The sequence below is a fragment of the Streptomyces sp. 3330 genome (genome assembly GCF_031456635.1).
In the GTDB taxonomy this organism is placed as follows: domain Bacteria; phylum Actinomycetota; class Actinomycetes; order Streptomycetales; family Streptomycetaceae; genus Streptomyces.
The window spans coordinates 134,873-146,214 of record NZ_JAVDVA010000023.1 but is presented as its reverse complement, the minus strand read 5'-3'; the positions used below and the strand labels follow the sequence as shown (position 1 = coordinate 146,214).

General features: G+C 69.0%; 12 protein-coding genes and 1 rRNA gene. 12 read left to right on the top strand and 1 reads right to left on the bottom strand.

From position 1 onward, the window contains the following. The 12 genes from rrf to J2X68_RS31455 all read left to right on the top strand — a co-directional run. Positions 1-95 (top strand): 5S ribosomal RNA (gene rrf / locus J2X68_RS31510); the annotation flags it as partial. 109 nt (positions 96-204) lie between these two features. Next, positions 205-813 (top strand): CDP-alcohol phosphatidyltransferase family protein, encoded by a 609-nt coding sequence (locus tag J2X68_RS31505; protein WP_310435995.1) that lies wholly within the window; start codon positions 205-207, stop codon positions 811-813. A 114-nt stretch (positions 814-927) separates the two neighbouring features. Further along, a complete protein-coding gene (locus J2X68_RS31500) occupies positions 928-3,423 on the top strand; it encodes a mannose-1-phosphate guanyltransferase (RefSeq protein WP_310435994.1) in 2,496 nt (831 codons plus the stop codon). 97 nt (positions 3,424-3,520) lie between these two features. Continuing rightward, complete coding sequence (locus tag J2X68_RS31495; RefSeq protein WP_310435993.1) at positions 3,521-4,426, top strand: DUF881 domain-containing protein; 906 nt, start codon at positions 3,521-3,523, stop codon at positions 4,424-4,426. After that, positions 4,423-4,755, top strand: coding sequence for a small basic family protein (locus tag J2X68_RS31490; protein ID WP_020133151.1), 333 nt, complete (start codon positions 4,423-4,425; stop codon positions 4,753-4,755). The genes J2X68_RS31495 and J2X68_RS31490 overlap by 4 nt, the downstream gene beginning before the upstream one ends. Positions 4,756-4,760: 5 nt before the next feature. After that, complete coding sequence (locus J2X68_RS31485; RefSeq protein WP_310435992.1) at positions 4,761-5,594, top strand: DUF881 domain-containing protein; 834 nt, start codon at positions 4,761-4,763, stop codon at positions 5,592-5,594. 82 nt (positions 5,595-5,676) lie between these two features. Beyond that, positions 5,677-6,561 (top strand): FHA domain-containing protein, encoded by an 885-nt coding sequence (locus J2X68_RS31480; RefSeq protein ID WP_310436006.1) that lies wholly within the window; start codon positions 5,677-5,679, stop codon positions 6,559-6,561. 44 nt (positions 6,562-6,605) lie between these two features. After that, complete coding sequence (locus J2X68_RS31475; RefSeq protein WP_310435991.1) at positions 6,606-7,343, top strand: MerR family transcriptional regulator; 738 nt, start codon at positions 6,606-6,608, stop codon at positions 7,341-7,343. 84 nt (positions 7,344-7,427) lie between these two features. After that, positions 7,428-7,901, top strand: coding sequence for a bifunctional nuclease family protein (locus tag J2X68_RS31470; RefSeq protein ID WP_004934251.1), 474 nt, complete (start codon positions 7,428-7,430; stop codon positions 7,899-7,901). A gap of 245 nt (positions 7,902-8,146) precedes the next feature. Then, entirely contained in the window at positions 8,147-8,830 is a 684-nt protein-coding gene (locus J2X68_RS31465; protein ID WP_310435990.1) for a MerR family transcriptional regulator, read from the top strand. 66 nt (positions 8,831-8,896) lie between these two features. Continuing rightward, the gene (locus tag J2X68_RS31460; protein ID WP_310435989.1) at positions 8,897-10,312 is read left to right on the top strand and encodes a DNA polymerase IV; all 1,416 of its coding nucleotides are present in this window, start codon (positions 8,897-8,899) and stop codon (positions 10,310-10,312) included. A 100-nt stretch (positions 10,313-10,412) separates the two neighbouring features. Next, entirely contained in the window at positions 10,413-10,874 is a 462-nt protein-coding gene (locus tag J2X68_RS31455; protein ID WP_310435988.1) for a nucleotidyltransferase domain-containing protein, read from the top strand. 67 nt (positions 10,875-10,941) lie between these two features. On the opposite strand, the gene J2X68_RS31450 is transcribed toward J2X68_RS31455, so the two are convergent. Then, entirely contained in the window at positions 10,942-11,313 is a 372-nt protein-coding gene (locus J2X68_RS31450; protein WP_310435987.1) for a PRC-barrel domain-containing protein, read from the bottom strand. Between the last annotated feature and the right edge of the window lie 29 nt (positions 11,314-11,342).

Genomic DNA, 11,342 nt, shown 5'->3' with positions numbered 1-11,342 from the left:
AAACGCCCGGTTACATTCCGAACCCGGAAGCTAAGCCTCACAGCGCCGATGGTACTGCAGGGGGGACCCTGTGGGAGAGTAGGACACCGCCGAACTCCTTTTAGAGCTCTGGCTCTTGGGCATACAGCCCAAGAGCCAGAGCTTTTTTGCGTTGGGGTAAGGTCAGGGGGCATCGTTGGCTCATTTCCTACTGGAGGCCCCCGGGTGGAGGTCCAGGAGACCCGCGTCCAGACAGACCGGGTCCTCACCATCCCGAACATCCTCAGCATGGCGCGTCTCGTCGGCGTACCCGTGTTCCTGTGGCTGATCCTCCGGCCTGAGTTCGGAGGCCCGCAGAGCGACGGATGGGCGCTGCTCGTGCTGGCCTTCAGCGGGATCACCGACTATCTGGACGGCAAGCTCGCCCGGCGCTGGAACCAGATCAGCAGCCTCGGCCGGCTCCTCGACCCTGCTGCGGACCGGCTCTACATTCTCTCGACCCTGGTCGGTCTCACCTGGCGGGAGATTCTCCCTGTCTGGTTGACGGCTGTACTTCTGGCCCGCGAGCTGCTGTTGCTCGTGATGGTCGCCATCCTCAGGCGGCACGGCTATCCGCCGCCGCAGGTGAACTTCCTGGGGAAGGCCGCGACCTTCAACCTGATGTACGCCTTCCCGCTGCTGCTGCTCAGTGACGGAAGCGGCTGGCTGGCGTCACTCGCTGCCATTTTCGGATGGGCGTTCGCCGGATGGGGTACAACGCTCTATTGGTGGGCAGGAGTCCTCTATGTGGTACAGGTCCGCCGCCTGGTTCGTGCGGACGCCGTGGCCGACTGACCTCGCCGATTGGCAGCTTCGCAGTGGCTCGATGGCCCGCGGACGAAAAGTGCGGGACAATCTGGATGGGTGAAGTCGGCTAGACAGTCGTCTCTATAGGAGGACGCTTCCGACATGAAGGCCGTCGTGATGGCCGGAGGCGAAGGCACGCGCCTTCGCCCTATGACCTCGAGCATGCCCAAGCCGCTCCTGCCGGTGGCCAACCGGCCGATCATGGAGCACGTTCTGAGGCTGCTCAAAAGGCATGGGCTCAACGAGACCGTCGTAACTGTTCAGTTCCTGGCGTCGCTGGTCAAGAACTACTTCGGTGACGGCGAAGAGCTCGGAATGGAGCTCAGCTATGCCAATGAGGAGAAGCCACTCGGTACCGCCGGAAGCGTCAAGAACGCCGAGGAGGCGTTGAAGGACGACGCCTTCGTCGTCATCTCCGGTGATGCCCTCACTGACTTCGACCTCACCGAGCTGATCAACTTCCACAAGGAAAAGGGCGCCCTGGTCACCGTCTGTCTGACGCGTGTGCCCAATCCGCTGGAATTCGGCATCACCATCGTCGACGAAGAGGGCAAGGTCGAGCGTTTCCTCGAGAAACCCACCTGGGGCCAGGTCTTCTCGGACACGGTGAACACGGGCATCTACGTCATGGAGCCGGAGGTCTTCGACTATGTCGAGGCCGATGTGCCCGTCGACTGGTCCGGAGACGTCTTCCCGCAGCTGATGAAGGAGGGGAAGCCGGTCTACGGCTTCATCGCCGAAGGCTACTGGGAGGACGTGGGCACGCACGAGAGCTACGTGAAGGCCCAGGCCGACGTGCTCGAAGGCAAGGTCGACGTCGAGATCGACGGTTTCGAGATCTCGCCCGGCGTGTGGGTGGCCGAGGGTGCCGAGGTGCATCCCGACGCCGTTCTGCGCGGCCCTCTCTACATCGGGGACTACGCGAAGGTGGAGGCCGGCGCGGAAATCCGCGAACACTCCGTCATCGGCTCCAACGTGGTCGTCAAGAGCGGTGCCTTCCTGCACAAGGCCGTCGTGCACGACAACGTGTACGTCGGTGAGCACAGCAATCTCCGCGGCTGTGTCGTCGGGAAGAACACCGACATCATGCGAGCGGCCCGGATCGAGGACGGCGCCGTCATCGGTGACGAATGCCTGATCGGTGAAGAATCGATCGTGCAGGGCAACGTGCGGGTCTATCCCTTCAAGACCATCGAGGCCGGCGCATTCGTCAACACCTCGGTGATCTGGGAGTCCCGTGGGCAGGCGCACCTGTTCGGCGCTCGTGGGGTGTCCGGAATCCTGAACGTCGAGATCACGCCCGAGCTCGCCGTCCGCCTCGCGGGCGCGTACGCCACGACCCTGAAGAAGGGGTCCACGGTCACCACGGCCCGAGACCATTCGCGTGGTGCCCGTGCGCTGAAGCGGGCGGTCATTTCCGCGCTGCAGGCCAGTGCCATCGACGTACGGGACCTGGAGAACGTACCGCTGCCCGTGGCGCGGCAGCAGACGGCGCGGGGGAGTGCCGGCGGCATCATGATCCGGACCTCACCCGGGGTGCCGGACTCCGTCGACATCATGTTCTTCGACGGCCAGGGCGCGGACCTGTCGCAGGGCAGTCAGCGCAAGCTGGACCGGGTGTTCGCGCGGCAGGAGTACCGCCGGGCGTTCCCCGGAGAGATCGGCGACCTGCACTTCCCGGCCAGCGTCTTCGACTCGTACACCGGGTCGCTGCTGCGGAACGTGGACACGACAGGCATCGCCGAGTCCGGTCTGAAGGTCGTGGTGGACGCCTCGAACGGCAGTGCCGGGCTGGTGCTGCCGAGCCTCCTCGGGAAGCTCGGGGTGGACTCGCTGACCGTCAACCCCGGTCTGAACGAGGCCAGGCCGACGGAGACGAGCGACCAGCGGCGTTCCGGGCTCGTCCGGCTGGGAGAGATCGTGGCCTCGTCGCGGGCCGCGTTCGGCGTGCGGTTCGACCCGGTGGGTGAGCGGCTCTCGCTCGTCGACGAGAAGGGCCGGATCATCGAGGACGACCGGGCGCTCCTGGTGCTGCTCGACCTGGTGGCCGCGGAGCGGCGCAGCGGGCGGGTCGCCCTGCCGGTGACCACGACGAGGATCGCCGAGCAGGTGGCGGCGTACCACGGGACGCAGGTCGAGTGGACGACGACCTCGCCGGACGACCTCACCCGGGTCGGGCGGGACGAGACGGCCATCTTCGGCGGGGACGGCAAGGGCGGCTTCATCGTCCCGGAGTTCAGCAGCGTCTTCGACGGCACGGCGGCCTTCGTACGGTTGATCGGGCTGGTGGCGCGCACGCAGCTCACCCTCAGCCAGATCGACGCGCGGATTCCGCGGGCGCACGTCCTGAAGCGGGATCTGGCGACCCCGTGGGCGGTCAAGGGCCTGGTGATGCGGCGGGTCGTGGAAGTGGCCGGAGACCGCTTCGTGGACACCACCGACGGCGTCCGGGTGGTGGAGACGGACGGGCGCTGGGTGATGGTGCTGCCGGACCCGGCCGAGGCCGTCACCCACCTGTGGGCGGAGGGGCCGGACGACGCGTCCGCGCAGGCCCTGCTCGACGAGTGGTCGGCGGTCGTGGACAGCGCGGGACGCTGAATCACGCACACACGCGCGTGCCGGACAAGTGTCCCCAAGGGGGCCTGTCCGGCACGCCGGTAGGGCCATTCGGAGGTACTGGGCGCGACGTGCGACGATGTGCGGCATGCCGCAGCAGCCCCCCGTTCGGAGCACACCCGCGCGCGTGTCGCGCCCGGACGCGTCCATGTCGCTGCTCACCAACGTCATGGACCACAGCCTCGACGACGGTTACGCCGAGGCCGCCGCCCGTAAACAGGCCGAGGGCGCCGGCGGGCTGCCCAGGACGGTGCGGGCGAAGCTGGGTCTCGCCGTGGGCCTGGTGCTCGCGGCCCTCGTGGTCACCGTCGGAGCGGCGCAGGCGCGCGTCGCGGCGCCGGTCGTCGCGAAGGAGCGCGAGGAGCTCATCGACCGTATCGATCGTGAGACCGAAGCCGCCGACGAGCTCGAGAGCACCGTCGACAAGCTCCGCGACGATGTGAGCAGCCGGCAGCAGGAGGCGCTCAAGCAGAGCGGCGGCGGTGACCAGGCGGATCTGGTGGGCATCCTGTCGGGCGCCGTCGAGGTGCACGGGCCCGGCGTCAAGCTGGTCGTGGACGACGCCAAGGAAGCCAGCACGGGCGGTGACGGTGACCCGCGGGAGACGACCGGCTTCTCCGACACCGGACGGGTCCGGGACCGTGACATGCAGCGCGTGGTCAACGGCCTGTGGGAATCGGGCGCCGAGGCCGTCTCCATCAACGGACAACGGCTGACGGCGCTGTCGGCGATCAGGGCCGCGGGTGAGGCGATACTGGTCGACAACAAGCCGCTGGTCCCGCCGTACACGGTGCTCGCGGTGGGGGACGGCAAGAACCTGAGCACCCGGTTCCAGAACAGCCCGGACGGGCTGTATCTGAACGCCTTGCAGGAGAACTACGGCATCCGGACGGCCATCTCCGTGGCGGACGACGTCCGGCTGCCCGCCGCACCGAGTGTGATCGTACGTACAGCGCAGCCGAAGACTGAGAAGGGCACATCGTGATCGCCGTACTGGGCCTCGTCGTGGGAGTGGTGGCCGGCCTGTTGGTCCAGCCCGAGGTGCCGGCAGCCGTCGTGCCGTACCTGCCGATCGCCGTGGTGGCGGCGTTGGACGCCGTGTTCGGCGGGCTTCGGGCGATGCTCGACGGGATCTTCGACGACAAGGTCTTCGTGGTGTCGTTCCTGTCGAACGTGGTGGTGGCCGCGCTGATCGTGTTCCTGGGTGACGAGTTGGGCGTGGGGTCGCAGCTGTCCACCGGGGTCGTGGTCGTCCTCGGTATCCGGATCTTCTCCAACGCCGCGGCGATCCGCCGGCACGTCTTCCGGGCGTGAGGCGGATGAGCAACCAGGACGAGACGCCCGAGTACCGGCTCCGCAAGGAGCTGCCCGACGAGGTCCCGGTGGCGCCGGCCGCGGACGACGCGGCCGAGAAGCCGGCCGAGCCCGCGCTGACCGGCCGGCAGCGGATGGTGCAGGGGCTGTGGCCGCCGCGGGTGTCGCGGGCCCAACTCATCGTCGCCCTGCTGCTGTTCGGGCTGGGCTTCGGCCTGGCGGTGCAGGTCGCCTCCAACAGCGACAGCGGAAACGCGCTGCGCGGCGCGCGCCAGGAAGATCTTGTTCGCATTCTCGATGAACTCGATGACCGCAGTCAGCGTCTTGAGGACGAGAAGCAAGGGCTCGAGAAGCAGCAGCAGGAGCTGGAGAACAGCTCCGACCAGGCCGAGGAGGCCCGGAAGCAGACGGTCGAGAAGGAGAAACAACTCGGCATTCTGGCGGGCACGGTGGCTGCGCAGGGTCCGGGCATCACGATGACCATCGCGGACACGAAGGGGACGGTCGAGGCGGACATGCTGCTCGACGCGATCCAGGAGCTGCGCGCGGCCGGGGCCGAGGCGATCCAGGTGAACGGGGTGCGGGTCGTGGCCGACACCTTTCTGACGGATTCGGGCAAGAGCGTGAGCGTCGACGGGAACAAGATCAACACGCCCTTTCGTTTCAAGGTCATCGGCAACCCGCAGGACCTCGAGCCGGCGCTGAACATCCCTGGAGGAGTGGTGCAGACTCTCGAGAAGGAGCAGGCCACGGTGACCGTCGAGCGGTCGGACAAGATCGTCGTGGATGCCTTGCGAGCGGCGAAGCAGCCTGACTACGCTCGGTCGTCGGGCCAGTGAACCGGGGGTGCATGGCGGGCATCCGGCAAGGGCATGAGGTTGCGGGGGGTCGACGCACCGATCGGGTGGTGCGTGGTGGAAACTGTCTGGTGGACACGGACGTTGTGAAGGTGTCCGGGTCGACCGGTGTATTCAGTCAGGGTTCGTCCTGCCCCACGGGCGGGTCTGTTTCGGTCAAGGGGAATCGCCCGTGAAGTTGTTTGCGAAGTTGTTCGGCAAGAGCGCGCGAGAGGGTAGCGACAACGCGACCGCTCGCCATCGCGCACAGCCTGACGCGGAAGGTCAGCGGCCGCTGTTCAGGGATCAGGTGGCTGGTCCGGGCGGCGACATTTCCGGAGGCCAGGGCGCGGCGTCTGTTGACCCTGCCCAGTCCGGCGGCATAGGTTTCGGCCAACCGTCAACCTCAAGTACGGGTGGAGGGTTTTCTCCCATGTCGGCCCTGGTGTGTACGAGGTGCGGTAACCGCAACGCGGAGAACAGCCGCTTCTGCTCCAACTGCGGCGCGCCGCTGCGCCCCGGGCTGACGCCCGAGCGCCCGTCGGAGACGACCTCCACCATCTCCATCTCCGGTCTCGAGGCCTACGACGCCGAGGTCACCGGTCAGACGCAGCTGCCCGCGCTCTCCCCCGAGGCGCAGGCCGCGGTGGACGCGCTGCCGCTGGGTTCCGCCCTGCTGGTCGTGCGGCGCGGTCCGAACTCGGGAAGCCGCTTCCTGCTGGACGGCGACCTGACGACGGCCGGCCGTCACCCGCAGAGCGACATCTTCCTGGACGACGTGACGGTCTCGCGTCGCCACGTGGAGTTCCGGCGCAATCCGGACGGTACGTTCAAGGTGGCGGACGTCGGCAGTCTGAACGGCACGTACGTCAACCGGGAGCGGATCGACGAGGTCCCGCTGTCGAACGGTGACGAGGTGCAGATCGGCAAGTACCGGCTGGTCTTCTACGCGAGCCAGCGGGGCTACTGACCGGCCCCCGGGCACCGTCCGGGGGGACTCCCCAGGGAAGGTCCATGCTTCATACACCGAGGGGCGGTGTCGGACACGGCACCGCCGCCGCGGACGGTGGTTCGATGAGCATCGGCACCGTGCTGAACGCGCTGCGCGACGAGTTTCCCGAAGTCACCATCTCCAAGATCCGTTTCCTGGAGTCGGAAGGGCTCATCGAGCCGCAGCGGACCCCTTCGGGGTACCGGAAGTTCAGTGTGCAGGACGTCGAGCGCCTCGGCCACGTGCTGCGGATGCAGCGGGACCACTATCTGCCGCTCAAGGTCATCCGTGAGCACCTGGAGGCCGTGGAGCGCGGTGAGGCGGCGCCGCTGCCGACCGTGGGCCGGCAACGGGACGGCGAGGTCGCTCCGGAGGCGCCGGAGGGGCCCACCGTCGCCAGGATCGGCCGGTCCGAGCTGCTGGCTGCCGCGGGCATCGGCGAGCCGGAACTCGAGGAATGGGAGTCGTACGGTCTCGTCGTGCCGCTGGAGGACGGGATCTACGACGCCGAGGCGGCCACGGTGGCGGCGCTCGTCGCCGAGCTGGGCAGATTCGGGATCGAGCCCCGGCACCTGCGGGTGATGAAGGCCGCGGCCGACCGTGAGGCCGGGCTCGTGGACCAGGTGGTGGCCCCGCTGAAGCGCCACCGCAATCCCCAGACCAGGGCCCACGCGCAGGACCGTACGAAGGAAATCGCGGGGCTGACGGTACGCCTGCACGCGGCCATGGTGCAGACCGCGCTCGGGGTGCGACTGCCCTGAGCGGGCGGTTTCGCCCTGGGCGGATCGGTCACCCGTTCCCGGCCCGACTACCCAAACGTCCCGGGCACGGCCTAGGGTTGCTGTGTGAACGAGCTCGATGTCGTAGGTGTCCGGGTCGAGATGCCCTCCAACCAACCGATCGTGCTGCTGCGTGAAGTGGGAGGCGACCGTTACCTCCCCATCTGGATCGGACCGGGTGAGGCGACGGCGATCGCCTTCGCCCAGCAGGGCATGGCCCCCGCGCGACCGCTGACCCACGACCTGTTCAAGGACGTGCTGGAGGCCGTCGGCCAGGAGCTGACCGAGGTGCGCATCACGGACCTGCGGGAGGGCGTCTTCTACGCGGAGCTGGTCTTCGCCAGCGGCGTCGAGGTGAGCGCGCGTCCGTCGGACGCCATAGCGCTGGCGTTGCGCACGGGGACGCCGATCTACGGCAGTGACACGGTCCTGGACGACGCGGGGATCGCCATCCCGGACGAGCAGGAGGACGAGGTGGAGAAGTTCCGCGAGTTTCTCGACCAGATCTCGCCCGAGGACTTCGGCACCAGCAATCAGTAGCCGGCACATGCGCGGAACGCGGGCGTCCTGCGGGGGGACGCCCGCCCTGTTTTCGGCAAATGCCAACGGCGAGTGAGAGCGTCCTACGGCTACTTCTCAGCGCATTCGGCTAGCCTTTCCCCGCGGTGGGGTGCGGGAAACCACTCTCAGGGTGATTATCACTCGGCGTGCCGAGTGTGGCGATCGTTGACGCACCCCTGGTGACTGCCTACCGTCGACAAGGCAGGTCAAGGACGGAGGTCGGCGTGAGAAGCAGCGGCGACGGTACGGCTGGGGGTGCCCCCGGACTCGGTGTCGGGGGGAGCGGTCCGTACCCTTCCCCGGGCTCTCCAGCACGCGCGAGCAGGGGGTATCCCCAGCAGACCAGCGCGACCGACCACGCTCCGCAGCGACCGGCGGCCGTGCCGAGCAGCGGAGGGGCGACGTCGATGGCGTCCGAGCAGATCGGCTATCGGGGTCCGACGGCCTGCGCGGCCGCGGGCATCACCTACCGCCAACTGGACTACTGGGCCCGCACCGGTCTGGTGGAGCCGAGCGTGCGGCCCGCCCACGGATCCGGCACGCAGCGTCTGTACAGCTTCCGGGACGTCGTCGTCCTGAAGATCGTCAAGCGCTTCCTGGACACCGGGGTGTCGCTGCAGAACATCCGCACCGCCGTGCAGCATCTGCGGGAACGCGGTTTCAGCGATCTGGAGCGCATGACACTGATGAGCGACGGCGCCACCGTCTACGAGTGCACGTCGCCGGACGAGGTGCACGCGCTGCTCCAGGGCGGTCAGGGCATCTTCGGGATCGCCGTGGGCGTGGTGTGGCGGGACGTCGAGAGCGCGCTGTCGCAGCTGCACGGGGAGCGGGTCGACACCGGGGAGACCCTCGTCGGGCACAATCCGGCCGACGAACTGGCCCGTCGGCGCAACCGGGCGGTCTGACCCCGCCGGAGGCGCGAGGGCGGCTGGACGACGTCATTGTCAGTGGCGTGGTGCAGCATCGGACATGTGAGAAACGCGCCCACGATCCTGCATCTCGACATGGATGCCTTCTTCGCCCAGGCGGAGCAGGCGTCCAAGCCGAGTCTGCGCGGGAAAGCCGTGGTCGTGGGCGGTCTGGGACCCCGCGGAGTGGTCGCGACCGCCTCCTACGAGGCGCGGGTCTTCGGGGTGCACTCGGCGATGCCCATGGCGCAAGCGCGTCGGCGGGCTCCCAACGCCGCCTATCTGGTGCCGCGCTTCGCGTTCTACCGGTCGATCAGCGAACAGGTCATGGGGCTGCTGCGGGCGCTGTCGCCGCTGGTGGAGCCGCTGAGCCTGGACGAGGCCTTCGTGGACCTGGACGCCGGGGGAGCGGCCTGGGACAGCGACTCGGCGCGGCTGGCGGGCATCAGGCTGCGCGCCGACATACGGGCCGTCACCGGGCTCACGGGTTCGGTGGGCCTGGCCTCCTGCAAGATGCTGGCGAAGATCGCCTCGGAGCAGGCGAAGCCCGACGGGCTGGTGCTCATCGAGCCGGGGACCGAGCGGGCCCTGCTCGGCCCGCTGTCGGTGCGGACCCTGCCGGGGGTCGGGCCGGCGACGGGGGACCATCTGCGCCGGGCCGGGATCACCACGATCGACGAGATCGCCGAGGCGGGTGAGGACGAGCTGGTGCGGCTGCTGGGCAAGGCGCACGGGCACGCGCTGTACGCCATGGCGCTGGCCCGCGACGACCGGCCCGTGGTGGCGGAGCGGGAGGCCAAGTCGGTGTCGGTCGAGGACACGTACGACGTGGACATCCATGACCGGGTCCGGGTGGAGCTGGAGGTGCAGCGGCTCGCGGACCGGTGTGTGCGCAGGCTGCGGGGCGCCGGTCTGTCGGGGCGGACCATCGTGCTGAAGGTGCGGCGGTACGACTTCTCCACGCTCACCCGGTCCGAGACCCTGCGCGGGCCCACCGACGATCCGGCGGTGGTCCGGGAGGCGGCGGCCCGGTTGCTGGACCCGGTGGACACGACCGGCGGGGTGCGGCTGCTCGGGGTGGGCGTCAGCGGACTGGCCGACTTCACGCAGGAGGATCTGTTCGCGCAGGCCGCCGAGGACCTGGCCGACGGGCCCGAGGAGGAACTCGCGGACGAGCCCGTGGGCGAGGTGCCGGTGCCGGTCGAGCGTCAGTGGCGCCCGGGACACGATGTGCGGCATGCCGAGCTCGGCCACGGATGGGTGCAGGGCAGCGGGCTGGGCCGGGTCACCGTGCGGTTCGAGACGCCCGAGTCGGAGCCGGGACGGGTGCGCACCTTCCGGACCGACGATCCGGGGCTGGAGCCGGCGGAACCGCTGCCGCTGGTGCGACGAAGACCTGACGACGAGGGCGGGGCCGCGGTGGCGGCGCCGTCAACGCAGCCGAAGGCGTCGGAGGCGGAGACCGGGAACTCCGCGTGAGGCGGATCAGTTACACAGAGTGAAGCGGTTCGCAGGGTGGGGTGGGTCGAAGCGGTGGCGGTGTCCCGTGCGGTGACACCGGTGACGGATGGGGAGCTGCATGAAGCTGCACGAGGGCCGGTTCGCGGATCCGGCCGGGGTGTCGCCGGAGCGCGAGGCCGAGATGCGCCGGGTGGTGGACCGGCTCACCCGGTGGGCCGGGAACCGGAGCGACGTGGTGGGGCTGCTGCTCGTCGGATCCTTCGCGCGGGGGACCGCGGGGCCCGACTCGGACGTGAACCTCGTGGTGCTGTCGACGGCGCCCGCCCGGTACGCGCAGGACGCCGGGTGGGCACGTGAGCCGGCCCTGGGGGAGGCGATCGGGATCCGGGAACGCGGGTCCGTCACCGCATGGCGGTATGCGACCGCCGCAGGGCTGGAGGTCGAGGTGGGCGTCGGTTCCGTCCGCTGGGCGCGGACCGATCCGGTCGACGCCGACACCCGGAGAGCCGTCACGGACGGCGCCCGGCCGTTGTACGACCCGGCCGGGATTCTCGGGGCGCTGATACGGGCCTGCGGCTGACGTGACTCACACACGACCGGGACGGCCGGTGCGACGGAGGCGGCTGAGCGGGGGAGGGACGGAAGGCTCAGCTGTCGTCCGTTCCCGCCAGTCGGCCGAAGTCGTGGTCCGGAAGCGGGGGAGCGGCGCCCACGTCGAGGCCGTAGTGGTGGTAGAGCTGCAGTTCCTGTTCCGGGGAGAGGTGGCGGCCCACGCCGAAGTCGGGAGCGTCCTTGATCAGGGCCCGGTCGAAGGGGATGTGCAGGGTGCCCTCGACCAGTCGGCTGGGCTCCAGGGGAACGAAGGCGTCGCGGGAGAACAGGCCGGTGCGTATGGCCGCCCACTCCGGGACTCCGGTGGCGTCGTCGAGATAGACCTCGTCGACGGTACCGATCTTGGCGCCGTTGCGGTCGAACGCCTTGCGGCCGATCAGGTTGCGCGGATCGATGTCGGTCTGCACGGGCCCTCCACTTGGTCGCAACTCATCCG